Source organism: Umezawaea sp. Da 62-37 (genome assembly GCF_032460545.1).
Lineage (GTDB): Bacteria > Actinomycetota > Actinomycetes > Mycobacteriales > Pseudonocardiaceae > Umezawaea.
This window is the reverse complement of record NZ_CP135965.1, coordinates 5,837,848-5,863,054: the sequence shown is the minus strand read 5'-3', so window position 1 is coordinate 5,863,054 and position 25,207 is coordinate 5,837,848. Positions and strand designations below refer to the sequence as shown.

The following is a 25,207-nucleotide window of genomic DNA, read 5'->3' as shown; positions in this document are numbered from 1 at the left end:
ACACTAGTGGCGCAACAGCAGAGGGTGTCGCATACGCGGCGTCACCTCAGGACGACGAGGCGAGACGAGCGAGGACGCGCAGTGGAGTTCGACGTCACCATCGAGATCCCCAAGGGGTTGCGCAACAAGTACGAGATGGACCACAAGACAGGTCGCATCCGCTTGGACCGCACCCTGTTCACGGCCACCCAGTACCCGGCCGACTACGGGTTCGTGGACAACACCCTTGGCGAGGACGGCGACCCGCTCGACGCGCTGGTGATCGTCCAGGAACCGACGTTCCCCGGCTGCCTCATCAAGTCGCGCGCCATCGGCATGTTCCGCATGACCGACGAGAAGGGCGGCGACGACAAGCTGCTCTGCGTCCCCGCCGACGACCCGCGGTCGGAGCACCTGCGCGACATCCACCACCTGAACGAGTTCTACCGGCTGGAGATCCAGCACTTCTTCGAGGTCTACAAGGACCTCGAGCCCGGCAAGAGCGTCGAGGGCGCCAGCTGGGTCGGGCGCGTCGAGGCCGAGGCCGAGGTCGTCCGCTCATACCAGCGCCTCAAGGACGCCGTCGCCCGCGGCGAGGACCACTGAGCCTTCTCCGACCGCTCCGCGGATCGGGGGCTCGGCCGCCGGGAAGTCGGTAGGTCGGCCTCGATTTTTTCGGTGCCGGGGACTTCGTCTCCGGCGCCGGAAAAATGGTGACCGACCTACCGACGCGGCCTCGCAAAAGCCGTGGATGGCTTGTCGGCAGACGGAAGAGCCCCGCACCTCTTGAGGTGCGGGGCTCTTCCGTTTCACACGATCTAGTGAATCGGCAGCGGCGGTGCGGCCGCTTCCTTCGCCGCGTTCTCGTCGTTCATCCGCTCCAGACCGGAACGCATGGACAGCGGGACCTCCTTGAGGAACCACACGAGCACGAAGCCGATCAGCACCACGACACCGCCGACCAGGAACACGGTGTCGATCGCGCCGGAGAAACCGTCCAGGAACGGCCGCGCCAGCACCGGGTCGAGCGTCTTGAGGAACTCGGTGTTGTTCAGGTCGACACCGGAACCGCCGCCGCCCTTGAGGCCCTCGGCGAACTGCGCGTTCTCCGGCTTGGCGAGCGCGGCCTGGAAGTCCGGGTTGCCGAACGCCGAGGTGAGCGCGTTGCCGATCTTGTCGCCGACGCTGCTGAACAGGATCGACAGGAACACCGCGGTACCGACGGTGCCGCCGATCTGGCGGAAGAACGTGGCCGACGACGTCGCGACGCCCATGTCCCTCGGCTCGGCGTCGTTCTGGATCGCCAGCAGCAGGGTCTGCATGCACAGCCCCAGACCGGCGCCCATGAAGAACATCACGGTCAGCGTGAACGCGGTCGGCGTGTCCGTGCCGATCGTGCTGAACGCGAACAGGGCGGCCGCCATCAACGCGAACCCGGCGATGGGGAAGATCTTGTAGCGGCCCGTCTTCGCGGTCACCTGACCGCTGATCCCGGCCGCCGACATGATGCCGAAGGTCAGCGGCAGCAGCATCAGGCCCGCGTCCCTCGCGGACTCGCCCTTGACGATCTGCAGGTACAGCGGCAGCGAGATCATGCCGCCGAACATGCCGATGCCCATCATGAAGTTGATCGTGTTGCCGAGCGAGAACGTCGCCTTGCGGAACAGCCGCAGGGGCAGCAAAGCCTCGTCGCCCATGCGCTTCTCGTTGAAGACGAAGCCGATGAGGCCGAGCACGCCGACCGCGTACATCGCGAGCGACGCGGCGGAGCCCCAGCCCCACTCGCGACCCTGCTCGGCGACGATCAGCAGCGGCACCAGGCCGACGGTGAGCAGCGCCGCGCCCCAGTAGTCGACGCGGTGGTCGACCCGCTTGTGCGGGACGTTGAGGACCTTGGCCACGACCACGAGCGCGATCAGCGCGATCGGCACGTTGACGAGGAACACCCAGCGCCAGCCGGCGATGCCAGCGAACGAGTCCATGCCCGCGAACAGGCCGCCGACGACCGGGCCCGCGACGCTGGACACGCCGAACACGGCCATGAAGTAGGCGGAGTACTTGCTGCGCTCGCGCGGCGACGTGATGTCCGCCAGGATCGCCATGCCGAGCGACATCAGGCCACCGGCGCCGAGGCCCTGCACCGCGCGGAACGCGGCCAGCTCGTACATCGAGGTGGCGATGCCGGACAGCAGCGAACCGGCCAGGAACAGGCCGATCGCGGCGAGGTACATGGGCTTGCGGCCGTAGATGTCCGACAGCTTGCCGTAGAGCGGCGTCGTGATCGTGGCGGTGATCAGGTACGCGGTGGTGGCCCAGGCTTGCAGGGTCTGGCCCTGCAGTTCGTCGGCGATGGTCTTCATCGCCGAGGAGACGATCGTCTGGTCCAGCGCCGCCAGGAACATCCCCAGCAGCAGACCGGACAGGATCGTCAGGATCTGACGGTGTGTGAGCAGCGACTCGCCCGCGGGCTGAGCCTCCGTTCTGGCTACCGTTTTCGACATCACTTCTCCCCTCCTGAGCGCGGCCCCAGCCCGCTCTCAGACAAAAAACTCGGTAGTGCGCTCTCGTAGTCGCCCACGAAGCGCTCGAACAACTCGGCGAACCGCACCCAGTCCGGATCCGACCAACCTTCGAACATCCGCGCGATGGCCACGTTGCGCATGCGCCTGCGTTCCTGCAGCAGCTGCTCGCCGGTCCCCGTCGCGGCGAGCACACTGGCCCGGCCGTCCTCCGGATCGGCACGGCGTTCCACAAGCCCGTCCTTGACCAGGGCGGCGACCTGGCGGCTGATCGTCGAGGGGTCGGAGAAGACCACCTCGGCCAGCGCGCTCGACCGCATCGGTCCCTGGTGGACGAGTGTCGCGAGGAGGATGAAGGCGGATTTCTCCATGCCCGTCTTCGCCGCCTGGGCGTTGACGCACGCCGTCATCCTGTTCAACCGGACCATCGCCATGCCGACCCGATCGGCCATCTCCAGCTCGGGTTCCGCGTCGAACGAACCCACCGTGTCACTCACCGGGTTCACCATCGGACACTCCGTTGCTTGCATCACCCAACTAGTTGCTGGATACAAGCATGAACTCGGATGGCCTAGAGAAGCAAATGAATTACGGGTGAGCCACGTCTCAGGGGGTGATCGCCAACGGGTGGGCAACGGGGTTACCGACCGGTAGCATCCTGGGCATGAGCCAGGACTACTCGTACGTCGCCGACGCGATGAAGCAGGGCGTGCCGTGGGCGGCGACCACGGGCATCGAGTTCATCGAGGTCGGCGGCGACCGGGTCGTCGTCGAACTGCCCGACCGCGCGGAGTTCCGCAACCACGTCGGCGGGCCGCACGCGGCGATGACGTTCGGCCTCGGCGAGACCGCGTCCGGGGCCGTCGTGCTCGCGGCGTTCTCCCAGCACATGGCCAAGGCGACGCCGCTGGTCGCGCGCGCCGAGATCACCTACAAGAAGGTGGCCGCGGGCGTGCTGCGCGCGGAGGCCGTGCTCGGCAGGCCCGCCGCCGAGGTGATCGCCGAACTGGACTCCGGCACCCGTCCCGAGTTCCCGGTGAACGTCGCGCTCACCGACGCCGAAGGCGTGACGACGGCCGAGATGGTCGTCACCTGGACGCTGCGCATCAACCGCTGAAGCCACCGTACGGGTGACACCCGTAACGTCGGATGCACGTGCACGCGATCCTCCAGCAACAGGCGCGACCACCGCGCCGCTTGAGGAGTCGCGTGTCCAGCTCATCCCCCGCGTTAGCCCGCTGGCGGCGCGGCGCCATCCCGTTCCTGCTCGTCGCCGCCTGCGCCACCGGATGCGGATCGGCCGAGGACCCGTCGACCGCCGTCGCGGCTTCCGGCCGGGCTTCCTCCACTTCCGGCTCCACCACCAGCACCTCCCCCACGTCCTCCTCGGTCGCACCGCCTCCGGTGCGCGTCCGGGAGGTCGTGGACGGGAGGACGATCGTCGACGCGAGCGGCGCGCGCGTCCTGGTGTCCGGACTCGCCGCCCCCGGCGAGTGCTGGGCGAAGGCCGCGGCCGACTTCGCCACGACCTCGTTGGGCGGCAAGCAGATCACGCTCGTCACCGCGGTCGGCGACCACGCGGGCGTGCTGCTGCCGGACGGCACGGACTTCGCCGTTTCCGCGCTGAGCAAGGGCATGGCGCGCGCCGAGTCCACCGCGGGCTCCGCGCTGACCTCGGCGCAGGCCGTCGCCGAGAAGGCCGGACTCGGACTGTGGGGCGGGACCTGCAAGGGAGCCGACACCGTCGTACCGCCCGCGCCCGTCGCGCCACCGCCAGCTCCCGTCGCACCGCCCGTGCCCGCCCCCGTCGCACCGCCTGCACCGGCACCGGCTCCGCCCGCGTCGAGCGCGTACTACAAGAACTGCACCGCGGCGCGTGCCGCGGGCGTGACCCCGCTGCACCGCGGCGAACCGGGATACGGGTCCCACTTGGACCGCGACGGTGACGGCATCGCTTGCGAGTGAACGACTTCCGGGGTACCCGGCCCGATCCGCCCGGACGGCGGATCGGGCCGGATGGAAGTTGTACGTGCAACTTCCTGTGATCCGCGTAACACTGCGCATGTCCAAACGCGATGACCCGAACACAGGCGCGACGGGCGCGCCCTTGGAGGATGGCGTGCGCAGTCCCACCTCCGCGTCGGCTTCCGGACGGCGCGGTGCCCTGCCGGTCCTGCTCGTGATCGCCTGCCTGACGGGCGGGTGCGGTGCCAGGACGGCTGGAACGCTCCCCGCGGCCGCCGAGGTCAGCGCGACCGGAGTCCCCTACAGCTACGCCGCGACCACGTCCGCCACCACCACGACCACGGACCCGCCCGCGCTGTTGTCGTTGCAGGTGAACAACGTCGTCGACGGCCGCACGGTGGTCGACGCGGACGGCGGGCAGGTGCAGATCGCCGGGCTCGCGCAACCGGGCGAGTGCTGGGCCCAAGCGGCGGCCGACTTCACCAGGACCTCGCTGGGCGGCAAGACCGTGCGGTACAGCAAGACCGTCGGGCTCGCGGTCACCGTGCTGCTGCCGGACGGGTCGGACTTCGCGGTCGAGGCGGTGCGCCGCGGCATGGGCCGCGCGGAGCCGGGGTCGACGACGGCGCTCCGGTCGGCGCAGTCCGCCGCCGAGCAGTCCGGCGCGGGCCTGTGGGGCGACCCGTGCGGCGGTGAGGACTCCCTCGAGTCGCAATCGGACTCGACCTACAAGAACTGCGCGGAGGCCAAGGCCGCGGGCGTCACCCCGCTCCGCACCGGGCAGCCGGGGTACGACAAGCGCCTGGACCCCGACGGGGACGGCGTCGCCTGCGAGCGGTAGCCGCTGGTACAACCACCCCATGAAGGTGGACAGCGTCGAGGTCGAGTTCGACCCGCGGGAGATCGGGAACACCGCCGAGCAGGCGGAGGCCGCGGGCTACGACGGATTCTGGGTGGCCGAGGCCAAGCACGACCCGTTCGTCGCGGTCGCCGCCGCGGCGGGCCGGACGTCCGGGATCGAACTGGGCACGTCGATCGCGGTCGCGTTCGCCCGCAACCCGATGAGCACCGCCGTCCTCGCGAACGACCTGCAACTGCTCACCGGTGGCCGGTTCAACCTCGGGCTCGGCTCGCAGGTCGAGACGCACGTGACCAAGCGGTTCGGCATGCCGTGGTCCAGGCCCGCCGCGCGGATGCGCGAGTTCGTGCTGGCGATGCGGGAGATCTGGCACACCTGGGAGACCGGCGACCGGCTGCGGTTCCGCGGCGAGTTCTCCACCCACACCGTGATGACGCCGTTCTTCGACCCCGGCCCCAACCCGCACGGACCGCCGAAGGTGTACCTGGCCGGTGTCGGCGAGCTGATGACGGAGGTCGCGGGCGAGGTCGCCGACGGCTTCCTGTGCCACAGCTTCACCACCGAGCGGTACCTGCGCGAGATCACCATCCCGGCGCTGGAGCGCGGCCGTGCCAAAGCCGGGAAACCGTTGGCGGGCCTGGAGATCAGCGGCCCGTCGTTCATCGCCACCGGCACCACGCAGGAGGCGTTCGACCGGTCCGTCGCGGAGACCAGGCGCCAGATCGCCTTCTACGGCTCGACCCCGTCCTACCGCAAGGTGCTGGACCTGCACGGCTGGGGCGCCCTGCACGACGACCTGCACGCCCTGTCGCGACGGGGCAGGTGGGACGAGATGACCGCCGCCGTCGACGACGACGTGCTCAACGCCTTCGCCGTCGTCGGCGACCCCGAACACGTCGGCGCGGAACTGCTGGCCCGCTACGGCGACATCACCACCAGGGCCTCCTGCCACGTCCCCCACCGCGACGACCCGGCCAGGTGGAACCGCGTGTTCAACGCCCTCAGAACCGGGTGAGCCGGTGCCGCCCCGTCGGCACGTCCCCCAGCCCGTGGTGGAACAGCGCCAACTCCGCCCGCACCCGAGCCACCCCGCACCGCCTTATCCACCTGCGCCTGCCCACCCGTGCCGCCACCAGGGCCAACGGCAGCAGCAGGATCGTCATCAAGAGCGTCGGAATCATGGTCATCGCCTCCTCCGGCAGGGCGACGACCGAGTCGGACCCCGCTTACGGCGATCAGCCGAAGGCCACCCCGATGGAGCAGCCGAAGCGCACCGGAGGACAGCCACGACCGGATCACCCACTCGAGATCACCTTCGACCGCTCACCCGGAAGTGTTACCGAGTACGGCAGCCAGCGGAAGAACACCAGGTCACAAGCTTGTCACTGGTCGCCGCGCTTCCCATTTGGTGAACGCATAAGGGGTGCTCGCACGACCGGTCGACGGCTACACGGCAACCCCCAATGATTGATAGGGCCTCACGACGTCCTCGACGAACCTGTCCAGCTTCTCGTCGAGCCTGGCGAACGTCGGGTCATGGATCTCGTTGTCGATGATGTGAACGCGGTCCGCTATGCCTTCGTGCACCCGCACCTGGTCGAAATCGTCAGTCAGGTACATCGACTTGGCAGAACTCGGCAGTCGGTGGTCGTCCGGCACGACGATGCTGAGCCCGGACGGGGCGATGCGGATCCTGGGCGGCTGCGCACGGGAGTCCAGCCTGCCGGAACGGGTCGTGGCGGACGCGCGCACGTAGATCAGGTGGGCGTTCGACAACAGTTCCGCGTCGAAGACCTTAAGTGCCGAGACGACATCCGTGCGCGCGAACTCGACGAGCGTGATCGAGGCTTCCCCGCGGTTCTTGGACACCTGGTGCGCCAACGCGTGCAGCGCCGGGTGCAGGTTCTCCTCGTGGTCGACCTTGAACGCTCCACCGAGCTCGGCCGAGAACCCCTGCCCACGTTGTTCGTCGAGCATCATCACGGCGTGGACGAAATCGTGGAAGGCATACACGTAGTCGCTGAGCTGCTCGACCTGAAACCTGAGTGACCCCAGTTTCGCCGCGAGCCTGCGTCGGACCAGCGATTTCCCCGCGCCGGGCAGCCCGGTCACGAACACGACGGGCACCGAATGCCGGAAAGCGACGTGGCGCAGCACGGCCTGCTCTGCCACCGGACCGAGCGAGTACCTGGCGCTGAGGTCGCGGAAGTGGTCCACGATCTCCCCTCGACCATTGGTGCGGAGTTCGCCCAGTATTTGCTCGGCCAGCACGGATTCAATCGGCGACGAGACCGCCCAGGCGTCCTGGAAGTGCGCCTGGAAAACCTTGGCCGGCGATATTCCGGTCATGATGTTGGGGTGGTCGCGCCCATCGCTCTTATGGTTGAGCACGGTGTGGTGCGTTTTGCCGGAGAATACGTGGTACGAAAGGTCGTCCGCGTTGTGCGATCGGATTATGCGCGTCTCGATACCTTTACCCAGCAATTCCACACCGCCCTTGATGCAGTCATCGCTGTCCCGCGTGATGATCAGCGCACCGCGCCTTCCGTTGATCTCCTCCCAGGCCACTTGCACCTCTTCGAGGGCGTGCTTGCCGTTGGCGGGCTCCAGGTTCGGCACGAACGCCTCAAGCTTCTCCACCCCGCTCTGCCTGGAGATTTGCAGCACTTCCGCCACATAGTTGCGCCGACCGACCGAACGGGACAGCGCCTTCGGAACCTGCCTGCGCACCCACGTGGCCCTCGCCGCAGCGAGTATCGAAGCCACCGAGACACCGCTGGTGACCGATACCACCCATTGGTCCCACTGCACTGGTCAACCCTCCTTTTCGAGCGACATGGGCACGTCGTGCAGGAAACCCGGATAGGGATCGCACCTGGCTTTGATCATCTTGGCGGCGATCTTGGCGGCCTCGACCTTGAGCTGCGGGAGGAACTTGTCAAGATTCTTCATCACGCTGTGCACGACGATCCCGAGGCTGGCGACGGCCACTTCATTGGCGTCGAAGACGGGAACAGCAATGGAACAGGACCCCAGGGTCATCTCCTCATTGGTCAGCGCGTAACCCCGATGACGGGTCAGCGCGAGTTCCCTGCGCAGCCTGCCCGGCTCGACGATGGTGTGCTTGGTGCACCGCGTCAGCGGGTGGGCGCAGTAGGTGTCAACAGCTTCCTTCGCCGAAAAAGCGAGTAGCACTTTCCCCACACCGGTCGAGTGCAAGGGCAGCCGGGACCCTTCCCGGGAAATTATGTCCACCGCACTGTGACCGGTGAGCTTCGCGATGTAGAGCGCGTCCCGCCCATGGGAAACCGCGAAGTGGATGTTCTCCTTGCACTTCTCGTAGAGGTCCTGCATGAATGGAAGCGCGATCTCCCGAAGTCGACTCGGAACCGGCGCAAGCAGACCGATCTCCCACAGCCTCGTGCCGATCTGGTAGCGGTTGTTCTTGTCCCGGTCGAGTGCGTGCCACGCTTCCAGCTCACCGGCGAGGCGATGTGCCGTGGCGAGCGGCATGTTGCAGCGGGCGGCGAGTTCCGTCAGCGTCAGTGTTGGATGCTTCACGTCGAACGCTCCGATCAGATCGAGCGCACGTGAAGTCACCGAACGGCCCTGGTAATTTCTCGCCATCACTGCTCTGTTGTCGATGCGGACACCAAGCGCTTGGTGAGTCAACACGCCGACACCGAGGATCCATCAAGGGAACGAGTCCCAAAAGAGTTCGCTTCCGTCCAGCGGAAGCGCGATCGGTACTCAACGGGAAATCCGCAAATCAGCGGGTCGCTCGTTAAATGCTGTACAAAAATCTTCCGTCCAACGGAAGCGGTGCCACACTATTCCCAATGCCACAGAATAGCGGTCTATGACCGATTTACCTTGGAAAAGGTCAGTCCGACCTGCCGGTATTCGCCATCCCCGCCCACGGCTCACCGCAGGTGATGCCCAGCGAGGCGATGAGCAAGGACACCCGGCAGCCAGTTTGCTGGCAGCTAGAGGTCCGGCAGCGGGTCCGGTGGTCCGAAGTCGGCGTCGCGGACCTCGGCGTCCGCCGCCACGATGACCGGTACGTACTCGTCCCAGGTCTGGAACGGCGTGCCGTCGATGGTGAAGGTGGGATCCAACGCGGTGTCCACGGGGCCGAGGCGGATGCCGCGGTTGTAGGTCCACTGCACCGCCTTCGGCCGGTCGTGGCTGAGCCAGCTGCACTCGAGCATGATCACGTTCTCGGCGGTCACCACGACGATGAACGGCTTCCGCGCGAACGAGACCACCGAACCGGCCGTGGCCGGGAACAGGTAGCGGATCTCCGTGCCCGGCGGCAGCAGCGCCCGACACCGTTCGCGAACCACAGCGCTCAACGGCATGTCCCCCACGCCCTCTCCCCCGGAAACCCGTTCAACGCAGGCGGGCCCGGCCGAGTTCCACCGATAAGGTCGACCATGCCCGTGACGAACCCCTGGCTCGCCGGTCCGGCCCCTGAGAACCGACTCGACCGCTCCCGCCTCTCCGAGCGGATCCTGAACCTCCTGTCATCCCAGAACATGTGCGTCCTGGCGACAACCGGCCCGAACGGCCCGCTGGCCACCCCGGTCCGCTACTACCACCTCGACTTCACCGTCATGTTCACCGCGGCGCCCCGCTCCCCCAAGATGCGCAACATCGCCGCGGACCCCAGGATCTCCATCGGCGTGTTCGCCCCGCTGGTCGGCCAGGCCAGCAGCCGCGGCGCCCAGCTCTTCGGCGAAGCCCGCGTCCTCACCCCGGAGTCCCCGGACCACGACGACCACTGGTCCGCGTTCCGCTGGCAGTCCGACCACGTCGAACGCTCCCTGCCCCTCGACGAACCCCCGACCGGGCCACTCGTCGTGGTGGCGGCCAAGCGGATCGTCTACACCGAGCACTGGCTACGCCGCGAGGGCTACGCACCACGCCAGTTTTGGCGCGCCGCCGACTGACACCGGCACGCGGAAAACCCCGGGAACCAGTCAGGCCCGGCGCACGAATGCGCCGGGCCTGACCTGCATCTCACCAGAGCCGCCTATCGGAATCGAACCGATGACCTGTTCATTACGAGTGAACCGCTCTAGCCGACTGAGCTAAGGCGGCGAGACGCGATAACTATAGCGGAAGCGGAGAGCGTCACCGAACAGGGGGGCGCTCGTTAGTCTTCTCGTGACGCCGCTCACCCCGGTCGCACGTTCTGCACCGCCGAGGAGGACCTTCCACATGCGCAGACGCCGGCTCGCGTTGGCCATGCCCACCGCCGCAGCGCTGTTGGCACTCTGCGCGTCACCCGCCTTCGCACAACCGCCCGCGACCACGCCGATCCCCGGTCCGGTGGACCCGTCGCAGCCGCCGATCTCGGCGCCGAACGGGCCGCAACCGCTTGCGCACGCGATCGGGGACGCGGGTACGGGGTTGGCGGTGGTGCGGTTGGCGCCGGACTCGACGCAGACGAACACGATCCTGCCGGGGTTCGGGGAGGAGCTGCCGAAGCAGGCGGCGGCCGAGCTCGGTGTCGGGTTGGCGAGCGCGCAGGTGAACACCGAGGCGTTCCTGGCGTTCGAGCGGTCGGTGGCGCAGGCCTCGCCGCTCGGGTTCGCGGTGCAGGGGCGGGCGCCGCAGACGCCGGGTTCGCTGGCGCAGACGGCGGGGCCGGACAACGCCGAGGGGCTGAGCAGCGGGTTGGCGTTGCCGAAGACGCCGTTGGACGCGCTGCTGAAAGTGAGCGCGCTCAACGGCAGCGTGCACGCGCGGTGGGACGACAAGGTCGGGCCGTGCGTGCAGCCGTTGAGCGACGCGACGACGTCGTTGGGGAGCCTGTCGGTGCTCAACGCGATCCCGACGCTGCCCTCCTCCCCCGACCTGACCGGGATGCTGACGAAGGACACGCCGAAGCTCGACGCGGCGGCGAAGCAGTCGCTGATCGACGGCCTGAAGCAGCTGACGGGGCCGCTCAGCCAGCTCGGCGGCCTGCTGTCGGGCACACCGGACACCGGCGAGAAGGGCTCGCTGCTGAGCCTGCCGGAGACGCTGACCGCGCACTCGACCGTGGAACTGGTCGACCTGCCGGACTCGGCGAACAAGGCCGTGAAGACCACGTCGACCCTCCAGGCCACCAGCGTGCGGCTGCTCGCGGGCACGGCGATGGAGGTCCGGATCGACGTGGTGAGCCAGCCGACGCTGGTGGCGCTCGCGACCGGCGCCGAGGCGACCTCGTCGATCACGTACACGGCACCGGTGCTGAAGGTGTCGCAGGGCGGGAAGGAACTGGGCACGCTGGACGCCGCCCACCCGCAGCTGGAGATCCCGGTGGGCATCCCGGTCGGCGGGCTGCCGGAACTGCCGAAGCTGCCCGTCATCGGCGGGGTCCTGCCGTCCGGCGGTGACGTGCCCGCGGAGTTGAAGAAGCTCGACATCGGCGTGATCCGGTTGCAGATCGCGCAGTTCAACGAGAAGAAGGCGGCGATCGACGGGCCGCTGACGCAGGGCGGCCCGGTGTTCAAGGGGTTCACGCTCGGCGCCACCGCGCGGCTGCTGGACCTGCAACTGCTGCCGACGGACGCGCTCGGCCTGCCGGACCTGCCGTCCGCGTTGGCGCAGGTGTCGCTGGGCGAGCAGATCGTGCGGGCGGCAGCGCCGGAGGGCGGGGTGCAGTGCGGCAGCACGACGACGCCGCCCGCTGGCGGTCAGCCCTCGCCGGGGCAGCCGCAGAAGCCGACCATCCCGCTGGCGTACACGACCGCCGCGTACCGGACGATCCCGATCTTCTGGCTGGGCACGGCGCTGCTGCTGGCCGGGGTGGTCATCGTGTCCGCGATGCCGGGGGCGCGTCGGCGTGAGGACGAGTTCGCGATGGCGGGCGGAACGGTATCGGCTGTCGAACCGGAGGACGCGACCGAGCCGGAGGCGGTGGTGGAAACCGGAAGCACGACCGAGGCCGAAAGCCCGTCCGGAACCGAGCCTGAATCCGAGGCCGAAGCCAACCCCAAGGCCGAGCGCGAGTCCGACGGCTAGGGCCGAACCGGTTGGGAGGCTTGGACTCCTCCCAACCGGTTCACGTCCTCACAGGCCGATGGCGCGCGAGATCTCGGTGGGCTTGAGGACCCGGAGCAGGGCCTCCATGAAGTAGTAGTCGCCGTAGGGCAGCGACACCTCCACGCCGTCCTCCGACGGCCGGTTGCGGGTGCCCCGCGCCAGCACCGCCTCCGCGCGCGTCGACTTCTTCGTGAGGCAGTCCCTGGTCAGGCCGTGCAGGATCCGCAGCGCCGCGTCCCGGTACTGGGCGCGGCCGGTCACCTTGGCCAGGTCGAGCAGACCCGCCGCCATGATCGCGCCCGCCGACGAGTCCTTGATGTCGTTGGGCGCCTGCGGGGCCCGGTAGTCCCACACCGGCACGTTGTCCGGCGTCAGCTGGCTCAGCGCGAAGTCCGCGAGCTTCCGCGCCGTGGCGAGGAAGGACGCGTCACCGGTGCGGCGGTGGATCGTGGTGAACCCGTAGATCGCCCACGACTGCCCGCGCGACCACGCCGACGTCGGGCTGTAGCCCTGCACCGTGTTCTGCCCGATCGGCGCGCCGGTCATCGGGTTGTAGTCGAAGACGTGCGGCGTCGACCCGTCCGGGCGGACGAAGTTCTGCTGCGTCGACTTCGCGTGCGCGACCGCGATGTCGAGGTACTTGCGGTCGCCCGTCTCGGTGGTGGCGAACGCGAGCAGGTCGAGGTTCATCATCGTGTCGATGATCGACCGGCCCGCGTCGTTCGGCGTCCCGAGCGCACCCCACGCCCGGATGAACCGGCCCGCGGTGTTGAACCGGCCGATGAGCCCGTCAGCGGCCTTGATCGCGCCGTCGCGCCACTTCACGTCCCCGGTCAGCCGCCACGCGGTGACCCACGACGGGTAGAACAGGAAGCCCATGTCGTGGTCGCGCGCGACGTCCTTGCGCGGCGACAGCCGTTCCGACGCCGCCAACGCCAACTGCTTGAACTGCTCGTCCTTGGTGTCCAGGTACGCCATCCACAACGTGCCCGGCCAGAACCCGCCGACCCAGCCGCCGTCGGCGACGTAGGTCCACTTCTCGGCCCTGGTGATCTCCGGGAACGTGCTGATCGCGGGCCCGGTGACGCGCACCTTCGACACCGCGTAGTCCAACGCGCCGCGCAACGCCTCCGGGCCGGGCACCGGCTCTTGCGCCAACGCGGTTCCTCCTGTCACGGTGGTCGCTCCGGCCGCCACCGCGGCCGAGGTGAGCAAGGTACGGCGGGTGACTGTCATGGCACCATCCATCCGAGGATCGGGGTCGATTGCAGGTAGGCCAGAACGCACATGAGCAGGAGCAGCAGCACGCTCCAGCCGAAGACCTTGCGGAAGAGGTCGCCCTCCCTGCCGACGAGGCCCGCGGCGGCGGTGCCGATGGCCAGGTTCTGGGGCGAGATCATCTTGGCCATGACGCCGCCGGAGCTGTTCGAGGCGCCGAACAGGAACGGGGAGGCGTCGAGTTGTTGTGCGGCGGTGGTTTGCAGGGTGCCGAAGAGGGCGTTGGAGCCGGCGTCGGTGCCGGTGATCGTGACGCCGAACCAGCCGACCACGGGTGACAGGAACGCGAAGAACGCGCCGGTGCCCGCGAGCCAGACGCCGAGGGTGGTGATCTGGCCGGAGAAGTTCATGACGTAGGACAGGGCGAACACGGCCAGGATCGCGAGGATGGCCCAGCTGAACTGCCTGATCGTGCGGCCGTAGATCCGGAGCGCCCCGCCGATGCCGATCCGCAGCACCAGCAGCGAGAGCAGGCCCGACACCAGCAGCAGGGTTCCCGTGGCGGACAACGGGTTGAGCGTGAACACCGTCGCGACCGGTTTGCCGTTCGGCGCGGTGATGTGCAGGCCGGGCCAGGCGAACTTCGTGGTCGCCTTCTCCAGGAGGTCCTTCACGGCGGTGATCTGGGCCAGCGCGAAGATGACCACGATGATCGCGTACGGCGCGAACGCGGTGGCGACGTCGCGGCGGGAGTCGTTGCCCCGCAGCTGGTCCTCGTCGACCGGGCCACCACCGCCAGCCGCTGCGGGGACGGGGACGGGCGCGGGTTTGCGGAGCCGCACGGCCAGGACGACCGCGCCGACGGAGACGATCGCCGCGATGATGTCGCACAGCTTGTAGGACACGAAGTTCGACACCAGGTACTGCGTGACGCCGAACGACAGCCCGGCCGCGAGGGCGATCGGCCACACGTCGCGCAGGCCGCGCCTGCCGTCGACGATCAGCACCAGCACGAACGGCACCAGCACCGCGAGCAGCGACACCTGCCTGCCCGCCATCGCGCCGAACTGCTCGGCGGGCAGGCCCGTGACGGTGCCGAGCACGGTCATCGGGTTGCCCATGCCGCCGAACGCGACCGGGGCGGTGTCCGCGACCAGCGCGAGCGCGGCCGCCTTCATCGGCGCCACGCCGAGGGCGATGAGCATGACCGAGCAGATCGCGACCGGTCCCCCACCGCCCGCGAGCGCTTCCAGCAGCGCGCCGAACGAGAAGGCGATCACGATCGCCTGCACCCTCGGGTCGTCGCTGATGGAGCTGAACGCGCGGCGCAGCACGGTGAAGTGCCCGCTCTCGACGGTCAGGTTGTAGATCCAGATGGCGTTGAAGGTGATCCACAGGACCACCAGGACGCTGGTCGCGGCGCCGAACGACGCGGCGTTGAGCGCCGTGCCGACCGGCATCGAGTACACGGCCACCGCGACGCCGATGGAGAGCACGAGCGCGGTCAGCCCCGCCCAGTGCGCCTTCCACTTGAACCCGCCGAGCAGGACCAGCACCGCCACCAGCGGTACCAGGGCCAGGAGCGCGGACAGGAGTAGGGACCCCGTCGGGTCGGGGTTCTGCTGGTACATCGTCGACCGCCGCCTTTCGGGCGCACTGCGAAACCGACTCGTCACCGGCGGCGGCGAAGTGACGAGACCACACTTGTTCCGCCCAGTAGAACGTAGTTCCATGAACGGACCGACCACATCGTGTCACTGGACAGCCGCAATCGGAAGGCATCACAGCCATGGAAATCCGGCACGCGACCCATCCGGCGCAGCTCCCCGCGCTGGACACCGACCAGCTGCGCGCCCACTTCCTGGTGGAGGACCTGTTCGCGCCCGGCGAGGTGCGGACCGTCTACACCCACGAGGACCGGGTCATCGTCGGCGGCGCCGTCCCGCTGCCCGGCCGACCGCTCGAACTGGAGACGGCCGACGCGTTGCGCGCGTCGACGTTCCTCGCCCGGCGCGAACTGGCGGTGGTCGTCGTGCGCGGGTCCGGGAGCGTCGCGGTCGACGGCACCGAGCACCGGCTCGACGCCCGCGACTGCCTCTACGTCGGACAGGGCGCGCTGCACGTGCGGTTCCAGGCCGACGAGGAGGACACGCGCTTCTACCTGTTCTCCACGCCGTCGCACGCGAGCTTCCCCACGGCCGTCGCCCGGTTCGCGGACGTGGACGCGCTGGCGCTCGGCGAGCAGGCGACGGCGAACGTGCGGGAGATCCGGAAGTTCGTGCACGCCGACGGGATCAGGTCCAGCCAGCTCGTGCTGGGCATGACGACGCTGGCGCCCGGCAGCGTGTGGAACACGATGCCCCCGCACACGCACGACCGGCGCACCGAGGCCTACCTGTACTTCGACCTGCCGTCCGACCACCGCGTGGTGCACCTGATGGGCGAGCCGCACGCGACCCGGAACCTGCTGGTGCGCAACGAGGAAGTCGTCATCTCCCCCAGCTGGTCCGTCCACAGTGGAGCCGGGACGCACGCGTACTCGTTCGTGTGGGCCATGGCCGGGGAGAACCAGGCCTACGACGACGTCGAGCCCGTCGCGGTGTCCGACCTCCGGTAGGGAGCCCCGTGGAACTCTTCTCCCTGCGCGGACGCACCGCGTTGGTCACCGGCGCCCGGACCGGCATCGGGAAGGCGATCGCGCTCGGGCTGGCCGAGGCGGGCGCCCGCTTGGTGCTGCTCGGGCGGACACCCGACTTCGGCTGGGACTCCGACGCCGTGGTCGCCCGCGTCGCCGTGGACCTGGCCGACCCGACCGCGATCGGGCCCGCGCTGGAGCCGGTGCTCGCCGAGCACCGGATCGACGTGCTGGTCAACAACGCCGGGACCATCCACCGCGAGCCCGCCGCCGACGTGTCGTTGGCGGACTGGCGGCGCGTCCTGTCGGTGAACCTGGACTCGGTGTTCGAGCTGAGCCGGATCGTCGGCACGCGGATGCTCGACGGCGGCGGTGGGAAGATCGTGAACATCGCCTCGCTGCTGAGCTTCCAGGGCGGGGTGACGGTTCCGGCGTACACGGCGGGCAAGCACGCGGTCGCCGGGCTGACCAAGGCGCTGGCCAACGAGTGGGCACCGCACAATGTGCAGGTGAACGCGATCGCGCCCGGCTACATCGCCACCGACAACACCGCCGACCTCCGAGCCGACCCGGACCGCGAGCCCGCGATCCGGGCGCGGATACCCGCCGGGCGGTGGGGGACGCCCGAGGACGTCGTCGGCGCCGCGGTGTTCCTGAGCTGCGCGGCGTCGGACTACGTGAACGGGCACGTGCTGGTCGTCGACGGCGGATGGCTGAGCAGGTGACGGACACCGCCGTCGAGAAGACGCTGGCCGTGCTGGAGGCGCTGGCCGACCACTCCCGGATCACCGACATCGCGCGGGTGACGGGGCTGCCGAAGTCGACGGTGCACCGGCTGCTCCAGGCCATGGTCGACCGCGGTTTCGCCGCCGTCCGCTCCGACGGCGGCTACCTCGCGGGCCCGAAGGTGCTGGTCATGGCCGGGAAGGTGCTCCGGCCGGTCGACACCGTGGAACGGGCTCGGCCCGCGCTGCGAGCGTTGCGCGAGGAGTCGTCGTGCACCGTGCACATGGCGATGGTGATCGGCGACGAACTCGTCTACGTGGACAAGGTCGAGGCGGACAAGCCCTACCGGATGCCGTCCCGGCTGGGCATGGGCCTGTCGGTGCACAGCTCCGCGATCGGCAAGGCCGTGCTGGGGTCGATGGCCGCCGGTGAGCTGGACGCGCTGATCGCGCGGATCACCCTGACCGGGCGCACGCCGAACACGATCACCAGCGTCGACCGGTTGCGGGCGGAGCTGGCCGAGGTGCGGCGGACCGGGTACGGGTTCGACGACGAGGAGAACGAGGTCGGGATCCGGTGCGTGGGAGCGGCGGTGCGGGACCACACCGGGGCGGTGGTCGGGGGTGTGTCGGCGTCGACCCTGGCCATGGAGCACACGATGGAGCAGCTGGCGGCACTTGGACCGCGGGTGCTGGGTGCGGCCGAGGCGGTGTCCACGGCTCTGGGGTACGTGGAGTAGCGGAGTTCACGCTGGCGCAGAGGTCGCCCGATTTTTCGGATCCCCCGAACAGAACAGTAGCGTCGGGTACCGACAAAAACGGAAGTCCTCGTTTTGTCGGTGGCCGCCGGTACCGTTCTGTTCGGGGGGACCGCAATTTCGGGGGACCTCTGGTCCCGCGTGGACCTCAGCCCCATGGATCTCAGCCCTGTAGACCTCAGCGCTGTAGACCTCAGCCGTGGTGCAGGGCTGTGACCAGGGCGTCGATGGCGATCCTGGGCTTCACGTTCATCTCCAGCGACTCGCGGCAGGCCAGCACCGCTTCGAGGCGGCGCAGGGTCGACTCGGGGGTCCAGGCTTCGGCGGCGGTGCGGGAGTCGGCGGCGCGGTCGGGGTGGTTGAGGCGGGCCGGGGAGCCGGTGGCGGTGACCAGGACGTCGCGGTAGAAGCCCGCGAGGTCGACCAGCGCGATGTCGTAGGAGTCGCGCTGGGTCCGGGTGGCCCTGGACTTCTGGCGCTTCTCCAGGTCCTTCATCGCGCCCTTCGCGCCGCGGGTGGCGGCCGCGGTGCCCTTGCCGGTGCCGCCCGCGCCCATGGCGGTCTCCAGTGCGCTGCGCTCGTCCTCGTTGCGGGACTCGTTGGCGGTGGTGGCGTCGCCCTCGGCGGCGGCGACGAGCTGGTCGGCGCAGGTGAAGACGTCCTGGGGGCGGCGGACGGCCAGCGGGATGCGCAGCACGGACTCGCGGCGGACGCGGACCTGCTCGTCGACGGCCAGGCGGCGGGCGCGGCCGACGTGGCCCGCGCACACGGACGCGGCCCAGTCCGCCATCTCGGCGGACACGCCGTCGTGGGACCGGAGCACGTCGGCGATGGCGGACGGCGGGGGTGTGCCGAGCGGGACGATGCGGCAGCGCGAGCGGATCGTGACGGAGACGTCCTCCGGGTGGTCCGACGGGGCGCAGAGCAGGAACACCGTGCGGGCCGGGGGCTCCTCGACCGCTTTCAGCAGGGCGTTGGCGGCGCCTTCGGTGAGGCGGTCGGCGTCCTCGATGATGACCACCTGCCACCGGCCGCCGGTGGGCCTGCGGGCGGCGGACTGGACGAGGGCGCGCATCTCGGCGACGGAGATGGAGAGGCCCTCGGGGGCGACGAAGCGGACGTCGGCGTGGGTGGCGGCCATCGTGGTGTGGCAACCGGAGCACGCGCCGCAGCCGGGGCGGTCGTCGGTCGCGGTGCACTCCAGCGCGGCGGCGAAGGCCTTGGCGGTGACCGAGCGGCCCGAGCCGGGCGGGCCGGTGAACAGCCAGGCGTGCGTCATGCTGCCCGGAGGCGGCGTGCCGCCCGCGACGATCGTGGCGGCCGCCTCGGCGGCGGCGCTCAGCACCTCTACGGCGGCGGGTTGGCCGACGACCTCGGCCCACACGCTCGTGTTCACGTGGTCTCCACAATTTCCGCGACGGGCTCGGCCTGGACGCGGCGTTCCGCGAACAGCGGGAGCACCGCGACGCGCACCCGCTCCGCGACCTCGTCCTCGGTGCCGTCCGCGTCGACCACGACGTAGCGGTCCGGGTCGGCCGAGGCCATCTCGGTCAGCAGGCGCTGCACGCGCCAATGGTGCTCGATGTTGTCGATGGCCCGCGTGGCGGGCTTGCCGAAGACGGTCTCGTTCAGCAGGTCCTCGGGCATCGTCACCGGTGAGCGGTCCAGCAGGATCGTGACGTCCGGGCGGAGCCTGCCGGTGGCCCAGTCGACCAGGCCCTCCACCTCGGACCGCTCGACGCTGCCGACGGCGCTGAAGTGGGCCAGCGGGCTGTCGACGTAGCGCTCCATGACGACCAGCGCGCCGCTGTCCAGCGCGGGCCGCACCTCGCGCTCGACCACGTCGGCGCGCACGGCCGCGGCCACCAGCGCGTGCGCCCGCACCCCGGCCAGGTCGACGGTGGACAACATGCTGCGCAGTCGCCGCTCGTCGAGTTCCGGGTCGCTGGCCAGCAGCACGTCGTGGCCCGCGGCGCGCAGCGCGTCGGACAGCCTGCGGGCCTGGACGCCGGTGTCGCGGCGGGTGTCGCCCTCGACGGTGATCAGCAGGCCCGCGGAGGACTTCGACTTGCCGCGGATGGCGTTGAACAGCTCCGAGAAGATCGGCTCCGTCCGCCGGTTGTCCATCTGGCGGTAGGCGATCAGGCCGACGACCGCGGCCAGGACGCCGGCGCCGAACATGACCGGGCGGGTGCCGTCCACGTGCAGCGGGTGGTTGAACACGGTGATGGTGCGCGGCTGGACGACCGTGACCAGCAGCGGCGTCACGACGGTCGAGAGACCGAGGATGATCTTCATCAGGGACTGGACGAGGGCGACCATCCGGCCGCGCATCTCGTCCTCGACCTGCGAGCCGATGATCGTCAGACCGGTCAGGAACGCGATGCCCGCGGTGCCGCCGACGAGGGCGACGGCGACCAGCGCCACCCACAGGTGCGGGGCCAGCGCCACGATCGCCAGGCTCAGGCCCGCGCACACGATCGTCAGGCCGAACAGCCGGTTGTAGGTGAGCCGCCGGGCGAACCTCGGCGCCAGCGCCATGCCGCTCGCCAGGCCCACGAAGACCGCGATGAACAGCAGGCCGAACGCGCTGTCGCCGCCGAGCAGGCTCAGCGCGTACAGCTTGGCGCAGCCGATGACCGCGCCCGCTGCGGCGAACGCGCCGATCATGCCCGTCACCAGGCCGCGCACCAGCGGGGTCCGCCACGCGTAGCGCAGGCCGTCCCGCATCATCGCGATGAAGCCGACCTTGTCCTCGGCCGCCTGCTTCCTCGTCGACGAGACCGCCCGGCCGGACAGCTCGGGGATGCGGGTCGCGACCAGGAGCGCCGACGTGATGTAGAGCAGGCCGTTGATGACCACGGCGATGGTCGCGACCGTGAACACGACGTCGTCGCGGTCGGTCAGGTGCAGGTAGCCGGGGATGCCGGAGATGAGCGCGTAGAGGCCGAAGCCGCTGATGGTGGAGATGCCGTAGGTCATCACCAGCCCGAGCTGGTTGGCCGACTCGACCTGGTCCGGCCTGCGCAGCAGGTTCGGCACGGCGGAGTCCTTGGCCGGGATCCACAGCATCGCGCAGCAGCCGACGAGGAAGTTGGCGATGAACAGCCACCACGCCGTGCCGACGAACGCGATCGACAGGAACAGGCCGCCGCGCGCCAGGTCGCACAGGACCATGACCTTGCGGCGGTCGAACCGGTCGGCCAGCACACCGCCGAGCGGCGCGAACAGGATGCCGGGCAGCAGCTGGGTGAGCACGACCGCGCTGAGCGCGAAGCCCTCCCACCGGTAGCCCTCGGCGAGCTTCGTGACCAGACCCGTCAGCGCGAGCAGCGACAGCCAGTCGCCGACGCTGCACAGGTACGTGACCCCCCACAGCCTGCGGAACGGCCGGATCGCCAGCACGCTGCGCAATCGATGGGTCGCTGAAGCCGCGCCCGTCCCGCCCGGATTGGGCTGACCTGCGGTGTCGCTGTCCTGGATGTTGTCCACCCCCTGTTGGCCACCCGGCGATCAGCCTAACCGCGACGGGCGGGCTGGGGTCGGCGGAGTCAGCGGATCGCGTCCAGCAGGGACTCGACGACCTGGCGGATGACGTTGAAGAAGACCGACCCGAGGATCAGCAGCGCCACCAGGAAGCCGCCGAACGCCGACCCGCGCGACTTCGCCTGCCGCGGCACGGCCACGGCGGGGGCGTGCGCCTGGGGCGTCGGGGCGACCGGCGCGTGGTACTGCACCCGCTGGTTGCTCACGATCCCCTGGGGCGGCAGCGGCTGGCGGGTCCGCACCGGCCGGGACCGGTGCTCGTGCAGCATCGCCTCCCGGATGGCCGCCCGCGCGATCTCCGGGTCCTGGACCGGGGTCCGGTAGACGGGCAGCAGGGGGACGACCGGTTTCGGCCGGTGGTAGGCCTCGCCCGTGACCAGACCCGCGAGGGCGTCCGGGAACAGGCGCGGTGGTGGCGGGGCTTGAGTCCCGTCGGGTCCGAACTCCTTGGGTCCAGGCACCGCCACCACTTCCCTACATCAGCTCTTGGTCTTCGCGGGTGCCTTCTTGCGCGGGGCCGCGGGCTTCTTCGCGACCGGCTTCTTCTTGGCGACCGGGCCCTTGGCGCGCTTCTCCGCCAGCAGCTCGGACGCGCGCTCGTCGGTGAGGCCCTCGACGCTGTCGCTCTTGCGCAGCGACCCGTTGGTCTCGCCGTCGGTCACGTACGGGCCGAACCGGCCGTCCTTGACCACCATCGGCTTGCCGGACACCGGGTCGTTGCCCAGTTCCTTGAGCGGCGGGGCGCTGGTGGCCGAACGGCCGCGCTTCTTCGGCTCGGCGTAGATCTTCAGCGCCTCGTCGAGGGTGACCGTGAACAGCTGGTCCTCCGTGACGAGCGAGCGCGAGTCCGTGCCCTTCTTGAGGTACGGCCCGTAGCGCCCGTTCTGCGCGGTGATCTCGGCCCCGGTCTCCGGGTCCTTGCCGACGACCCTCGGGAGCGACAGCAGCTTGAGCGCGTCGTCCAGGGTCACCGAGTCGAGCGCCATGTCCTTGAACAGCGAGCCCGTGCGCGGCTTGGGCGCCTTCTTGGCCGCCTTCTCGTCCGCGGGCTCGGGCAGGACCTCGGTCACGTACGGACCGAAGCGGCCTTCCTTCGCCAGGATCTCGTTGCCGCTGACCGGGTCGATGCCGAGCGAGCGCCCTTCCTGGGGGGTCGAGAACAGCTTCTCGGCCAGTTCCAGGGTCAGCTCGTCCGGCGGCATGTCGTCGGGCAGGTTGGCGCGCTGCGCGGTCGGCTCGCCGTTCTCGCCGATGACCTCGCGCTCCAGGTACGGGCCGTAGCGGCCGACCCGGACCACGACGGGACGGCCCTCGTCGTCGTCGAATAGCCCGATCGAGTTCACCAGGCGGGCGTCGATCTCCTCGACGCTCGACCCGACGAGCTTCTTCAGGCCGCCGGAACGGCCGATGGAGCTCTCCGGGCCGATGGTGCCGCCGAAGTAGAAGCCGGACAGCCACGTCGTGCGCTGCTGGCGACCAGCGGCGATGCCGTCGAGCTCGTCCTCCAGCGCGGCGGTGAAGTCGTAGTCCACCAGCCTGCCGAAGTGCTGCTCCAGCAGCCCGACCACCGCGAAGGCGACCCACGAGGGCACCAGGGCGGAGCCCTTCTTCCACACGTAGCCGCGGTCCTGCACGGTGCTGATGATCGACGCGTACGTCGACGGGCGACCGATCCCCAGCTCTTCCATCGTCTTGATCAGGCTGGCCTCGGTGAAGCGCGAGGGCGGGCTGGTCGAGTGGCCGTCGGCGGTCAGGTCCGCGGCCGTGACGGCCTGGCCCTTGACCAGCTGCGGCAGCCGCGACTCGGCGTCGTCCGACTCGCCGCCCGCTTCGGCGTCGACCGTCTCCACGTACGCCTTGAGGAACCCGGCGAACGTGATCGTGCGGCCCGAGGCGGCGAACGTGCACTCCTCGCCGCTCGCCGCGTTGCCGACGATCCGCACCGACGTGGTGTTGCCGCGGGCGTCGTTCATCTGGGACGCGATCGTGCGCTGCCAGACCATCTCGTAGAGCTTGAACTCGTCGGAGTCCAGCTCGCGGGCGACCTCGCCGGGGGTCCGGAAGACCTCGCCCGCGGGGCGGATCGCCTCGTGGGCCTCCTGCGCGTTCTTGACCTTCCGCGTGTACTGCCGCGGCTGGGCCGCGACGTACTCCGCGCCGTAGAGCTGGGTCGCCTGCGTGCGGGCCGCCGTGATCGCGGTCTCCGACAGCGTCGTGCTGTCGGTTCGCATGTAGGTGATGTAGCCGTTCTCGTACAGCTTCTGGGCCGTGCGCATCGTGCGGTCCGCGGTGAAGCGGAGCTTGCGGCCCGCCTCCTGCTGGATCGTCGACGTCATGAACGGCGCGTACGGCTTGCGGGTGTAGGGCTTCTCCTCGACGCTCGCCACGGTCAGCGGCACGTCGACCAGGCCCGCGGCCAGCGCCCGCGCCTCGGCCTCGTTGAGCAGCCGCACCTCGGACCCGGCCTTGAGCTTGCCGTCGGACCCGAAGTCGCGGCCCAGCGCCAGCCGGGCGCCGTCGACGGCGACCATGCGCGCGCCGAAGTTGCGCGGCGTCGCCTCGGCGCCCGCGTCCATCGTGGCCGAGATGTCCCAGTACGAGGAGGAGACGAACTTCATCCGTTCCCGCTCGCGCTCCACCACGATCCGGGTCGCCACCGACTGCACGCGGCCCGCCGAGAGCTTCGGCATGACCTTCTTCCACAGCACGGGGCTGACCTCGTAGCCGTAGAGGCGGTCGAGGATGCGCCGGGTCTCCTGCGCGTCGACCAGGTCCTGGTCGAGGTCGCGCGGGTTCGCCGCGGCGGCGAGGATCGCGGGCTCGGTGATCTCGTGGAAGACCATCCGGCGGACCGGGATCTTCGGCTTGAGCGTGTCCAGCAGGTGCCACGCGATGGCTTCGCCCTCGCGGTCGCCGTCCGTCGCGAGGTAGAGTTCGTCGACGCCCTTGAGCAGTTCCTTCAGCTCGGCGACGGTCGACCTCTTGTCCGGCGTCACCACGTACAGCGGCTCGAAGTCGTGGTCGACGTCGACGCCGAGGCGCGCCCACGGCTGCCCCTTGTACTTGGCGGGCACGTCCGCAGCACCCCGAGGCAGGTCCCGGATGTGCCCCTTGGACGACTCCACGACGAAGTTGCTGCCGAGGTACGACGCGATCTTGCGCGCCTTGGCGGGCGACTCGACGATCACCAATCGGCGATTGCCGTCACCCGTAGCCCCGGAGCCGTTTTTCGTCCGTGTCGATCCAGCCACGCTGTCCCGCTCTCTTCCAAACCCTGTGCTTCGACCCGCCAGTGTGCACTGTCGACCAGCCCTGCTGGGCAGGCCTGGTGCGGACAGGGTGACACAAGTGCCCTTCAACGCCCGTTGGGAGGACCCGGCGACACGGCCGGCCAGGTGCATTCCGCCACACCTGCCGGGGGGTCGCCGACGAGCTCCGCGAGCCTGCCCAGCCGGCGCCTGCCGATCACCCTGAGCACCGGCCCGCCGTCCGGCCCGTCCACGAGCGTCGCGGGCAGACCGGAGCCGATCAGGGCTCTACGCAGGGGTTCGTGCGTTTCCGGGGCGTCCGGGTCGAGCCCCAGCGCGTACGCCGAGTCGACCCACCCACCGGACACCAGCGCCCAGAACCTGAGCACCGCGCCGTCCAGTTCGAACTCGTGGGGAACCGCCTTGGCGGCTCCTCCCCGCAACCACTCGGCGGCCAAACGGGTGAGATCCGCGCGAAACGCCGTGCGGACCAGCGCGCCGCGCTCCTCGATGGTCGCCACTTCGGCCACGACGCCGCGCCGACCGCACTCCGCGGCCAGCGCGGTGGCCCGCCCGCGGTCGGCCATCACGACCGACACGCGGGCCGCCGTGCCGCGACCGAAACCCACCGCCTGACCGGGTCCGCAAAGCAGACCCGCCAGATCCCCTATACCGGGTTGGCGCGCCTCGGCGGAGTAGAAGGACAGTTGCCCCACGCAC

The 25,207-nt window shown here is 69.7% G+C and carries 23 protein-coding genes and 1 tRNA gene; 10 read left to right on the top strand and 14 right to left on the bottom strand.

Annotated features, from left to right (window positions below):
* Window positions 1–81: 81 nt before the first annotated feature.
* Entirely contained in the window at window positions 82–585 is a 504-nt protein-coding gene (locus RM788_RS26930; protein WP_315934555.1) for an inorganic diphosphatase, read from the top strand.
* A 212-nt stretch (window positions 586–797) separates the two neighbouring features.
* Here RM788_RS26930 and RM788_RS26925 read toward each other — a convergent pair whose 3' ends face one another.
* Together RM788_RS26925 and RM788_RS26920 are read right to left on the bottom strand one after the other, a co-directional pair.
* Window positions 798–2,480 (bottom strand): MDR family MFS transporter, encoded by a 1,683-nt coding sequence (locus tag RM788_RS26925; RefSeq protein ID WP_315934554.1) that lies wholly within the window; start codon window positions 2,478–2,480, stop codon window positions 798–800.
* The gene (locus RM788_RS26920; RefSeq protein ID WP_315934553.1) at window positions 2,480–2,995 is read right to left on the bottom strand and encodes a MarR family winged helix-turn-helix transcriptional regulator; all 516 of its coding nucleotides are present in this window, start codon (window positions 2,993–2,995) and stop codon (window positions 2,480–2,482) included. The genes RM788_RS26925 and RM788_RS26920 overlap by 1 nt, the downstream gene beginning before the upstream one ends.
* Window positions 2,996–3,162: 167 nt before the next feature.
* Between RM788_RS26920 and RM788_RS26915 the strand changes: the two genes are divergently transcribed.
* From RM788_RS26915 to RM788_RS26900, 4 genes are all read left to right on the top strand, one after another.
* Window positions 3,163–3,615 carry a DUF4442 domain-containing protein gene (locus RM788_RS26915; protein ID WP_315934552.1) on the top strand — a complete coding sequence of 151 codons (453 nt, stop codon included), beginning with the start codon at window positions 3,163–3,165 and terminating at the stop codon, window positions 3,613–3,615.
* Between the two features lie 92 nt (window positions 3,616–3,707).
* The gene (locus tag RM788_RS26910; protein ID WP_315934551.1) at window positions 3,708–4,463 is read left to right on the top strand and encodes an excalibur calcium-binding domain-containing protein; all 756 of its coding nucleotides are present in this window, start codon (window positions 3,708–3,710) and stop codon (window positions 4,461–4,463) included.
* 154 nt (window positions 4,464–4,617) lie between these two features.
* Window positions 4,618–5,304, top strand: a complete 687-nt coding sequence (locus RM788_RS26905; RefSeq protein WP_315934550.1) for an excalibur calcium-binding domain-containing protein — start codon at window positions 4,618–4,620, stop codon at window positions 5,302–5,304.
* A gap of 19 nt (window positions 5,305–5,323) precedes the next feature.
* Window positions 5,324–6,337 carry a TIGR03617 family F420-dependent LLM class oxidoreductase gene (locus RM788_RS26900; RefSeq protein WP_315934549.1) on the top strand — a complete coding sequence of 338 codons (1,014 nt, stop codon included), beginning with the start codon at window positions 5,324–5,326 and terminating at the stop codon, window positions 6,335–6,337.
* Here the strand turns inward: RM788_RS26900 and RM788_RS26895 are convergent.
* The 4 genes from RM788_RS26895 to RM788_RS26880 form a co-directional block, all read right to left on the bottom strand.
* Complete coding sequence (locus tag RM788_RS26895) at window positions 6,324–6,503, bottom strand: hypothetical protein (protein ID WP_315934548.1); 180 nt, start codon at window positions 6,501–6,503, stop codon at window positions 6,324–6,326. The genes RM788_RS26900 and RM788_RS26895 overlap by 14 nt on opposite strands.
* 265 nt (window positions 6,504–6,768) lie before the next feature.
* Window positions 6,769–8,133: a hypothetical protein gene (locus RM788_RS26890; protein WP_315934547.1), complete on the bottom strand. Its 1,365-nt coding sequence runs from the start codon at window positions 8,131–8,133 to the stop codon at window positions 6,769–6,771.
* Between the two features lie 3 nt (window positions 8,134–8,136).
* Window positions 8,137–8,997, bottom strand: a complete 861-nt coding sequence (locus RM788_RS26885) for an IclR family transcriptional regulator (RefSeq protein WP_315934546.1) — start codon at window positions 8,995–8,997, stop codon at window positions 8,137–8,139.
* A gap of 311 nt (window positions 8,998–9,308) precedes the next feature.
* Window positions 9,309–9,677 carry a hypothetical protein gene (locus tag RM788_RS26880; protein ID WP_315934545.1) on the bottom strand — a complete coding sequence of 123 codons (369 nt, stop codon included), beginning with the start codon at window positions 9,675–9,677 and terminating at the stop codon, window positions 9,309–9,311.
* An 81-nt stretch (window positions 9,678–9,758) separates the two neighbouring features.
* On the opposite strand from RM788_RS26880, the gene RM788_RS26875 reads away from it, so the two are divergent.
* Window positions 9,759–10,274 (top strand): pyridoxamine 5'-phosphate oxidase family protein, encoded by a 516-nt coding sequence (locus RM788_RS26875; protein ID WP_315934544.1) that lies wholly within the window; start codon window positions 9,759–9,761, stop codon window positions 10,272–10,274.
* A 77-nt stretch (window positions 10,275–10,351) separates the two neighbouring features.
* On the opposite strand, the gene RM788_RS26870 is transcribed toward RM788_RS26875, so the two are convergent.
* Window positions 10,352–10,425, bottom strand: a tRNA-Thr gene (locus RM788_RS26870).
* 120 nt (window positions 10,426–10,545) lie between these two features.
* Between RM788_RS26870 and RM788_RS26865 the strand changes: the two genes are divergently transcribed.
* Window positions 10,546–12,336, top strand: coding sequence for a hypothetical protein (locus RM788_RS26865; protein WP_315934543.1), 1,791 nt, complete (start codon window positions 10,546–10,548; stop codon window positions 12,334–12,336).
* Window positions 12,337–12,384: 48 nt separating this feature from the next.
* Here the strand turns inward: RM788_RS26865 and RM788_RS26860 are convergent, their stop codons facing one another.
* Together RM788_RS26860 and RM788_RS26855 are read right to left on the bottom strand one after the other, a co-directional pair.
* Window positions 12,385–13,593: a glycoside hydrolase family 88 protein gene (locus tag RM788_RS26860; RefSeq protein ID WP_315934542.1), complete on the bottom strand. Its 1,209-nt coding sequence runs from the start codon at window positions 13,591–13,593 to the stop codon at window positions 12,385–12,387.
* Window positions 13,590–15,206: an L-lactate permease gene (locus RM788_RS26855; protein ID WP_315934541.1), complete on the bottom strand. Its 1,617-nt coding sequence runs from the start codon at window positions 15,204–15,206 to the stop codon at window positions 13,590–13,592. The genes RM788_RS26860 and RM788_RS26855 overlap by 4 nt, the downstream gene beginning before the upstream one ends.
* Window positions 15,207–15,364: 158 nt before the next feature.
* Here RM788_RS26855 and kduI point away from each other — a divergent pair, with 158 nt between their 5' ends.
* From kduI to RM788_RS26840, 3 genes are read left to right on the top strand one after another with little or no spacing between them, the layout of a single operon-like run.
* On the top strand, window positions 15,365–16,192 hold the full coding sequence (gene kduI / locus RM788_RS26850; RefSeq protein WP_315934540.1) for a 5-dehydro-4-deoxy-D-glucuronate isomerase: 828 nt from the start codon (window positions 15,365–15,367) through the stop codon (window positions 16,190–16,192).
* Window positions 16,193–16,200: 8 nt separating this feature from the next.
* Window positions 16,201–16,935: an SDR family oxidoreductase gene (locus RM788_RS26845; protein ID WP_315934539.1), complete on the top strand. Its 735-nt coding sequence runs from the start codon at window positions 16,201–16,203 to the stop codon at window positions 16,933–16,935.
* Window positions 16,920–17,675, top strand: coding sequence for an IclR family transcriptional regulator (locus RM788_RS26840; RefSeq protein ID WP_315934538.1), 756 nt, complete (start codon window positions 16,920–16,922; stop codon window positions 17,673–17,675). The genes RM788_RS26845 and RM788_RS26840 overlap by 16 nt, the downstream gene beginning before the upstream one ends.
* Window positions 17,676–17,886: 211 nt before the next feature.
* Here RM788_RS26840 and RM788_RS26835 read toward each other — a convergent pair whose 3' ends face one another.
* From RM788_RS26835 to RM788_RS26815, 5 genes are all read right to left on the bottom strand, one after another.
* Window positions 17,887–19,089, bottom strand: coding sequence for a DNA polymerase III subunit delta' (locus RM788_RS26835; RefSeq protein ID WP_315934537.1), 1,203 nt, complete (start codon window positions 19,087–19,089; stop codon window positions 17,887–17,889).
* Window positions 19,086–21,185 (bottom strand): bifunctional MFS transporter/dTMP kinase, encoded by a 2,100-nt coding sequence (locus RM788_RS26830; RefSeq protein ID WP_315934536.1) that lies wholly within the window; start codon window positions 21,183–21,185, stop codon window positions 19,086–19,088. Before RM788_RS26830 ends, RM788_RS26835 begins: the two co-directional genes overlap by 4 nt.
* Before the next feature lie 59 nt (window positions 21,186–21,244).
* Complete coding sequence (locus tag RM788_RS26825) at window positions 21,245–21,700, bottom strand: hypothetical protein (RefSeq protein ID WP_315934535.1); 456 nt, start codon at window positions 21,698–21,700, stop codon at window positions 21,245–21,247.
* An 18-nt stretch (window positions 21,701–21,718) separates the two neighbouring features.
* Window positions 21,719–24,490, bottom strand: a complete 2,772-nt coding sequence (gene topA / locus RM788_RS26820; RefSeq protein ID WP_315934534.1) for a type I DNA topoisomerase — start codon at window positions 24,488–24,490, stop codon at window positions 21,719–21,721.
* Between the two features lie 104 nt (window positions 24,491–24,594).
* Window positions 24,595–25,203: a hypothetical protein gene (locus RM788_RS26815; protein ID WP_315934533.1), complete on the bottom strand. Its 609-nt coding sequence runs from the start codon at window positions 25,201–25,203 to the stop codon at window positions 24,595–24,597.
* Between the last annotated feature and the right edge of the window lie 4 nt (window positions 25,204–25,207).

What these genes read in the sequence shown, in the direction of transcription:
- RM788_RS26855 (WP_315934541.1), bottom strand. Translation starts at nt 15,206, where the DNA reads ATGTACCAGCAGAACCCCGACCCGACGGGGTCCCTACTCCTGTCCGCG.
- RM788_RS26895 (WP_315934548.1), bottom strand. Translation starts at nt 6,503, where the DNA reads ATGATTCCGACGCTCTTGATGACGATCCTGCTGCTGCCGTTGGCCCTG.
- RM788_RS26865 (WP_315934543.1), top strand. Translation starts at nt 10,546, where the DNA reads ATGCGCAGACGCCGGCTCGCGTTGGCCATGCCCACCGCCGCAGCGCTG.
- RM788_RS26900 (WP_315934549.1), top strand. Translation starts at nt 5,324, where the DNA reads ATGAAGGTGGACAGCGTCGAGGTCGAGTTCGACCCGCGGGAGATCGGG.
- RM788_RS26925 (WP_315934554.1), bottom strand. Translation starts at nt 2,480, where the DNA reads ATGTCGAAAACGGTAGCCAGAACGGAGGCTCAGCCCGCGGGCGAGTCG.
- RM788_RS26915 (WP_315934552.1), top strand. Translation starts at nt 3,163, where the DNA reads ATGAGCCAGGACTACTCGTACGTCGCCGACGCGATGAAGCAGGGCGTG.
- kduI (WP_315934540.1), top strand. Translation starts at nt 15,365, where the DNA reads ATGGAAATCCGGCACGCGACCCATCCGGCGCAGCTCCCCGCGCTGGAC.
- RM788_RS26875 (WP_315934544.1), top strand. Translation starts at nt 9,759, where the DNA reads ATGCCCGTGACGAACCCCTGGCTCGCCGGTCCGGCCCCTGAGAACCGA.
- RM788_RS26860 (WP_315934542.1), bottom strand. Translation starts at nt 13,593, where the DNA reads ATGACAGTCACCCGCCGTACCTTGCTCACCTCGGCCGCGGTGGCGGCC.
- RM788_RS26840 (WP_315934538.1), top strand. Translation starts at nt 16,920, where the DNA reads ATGGCTGAGCAGGTGACGGACACCGCCGTCGAGAAGACGCTGGCCGTG.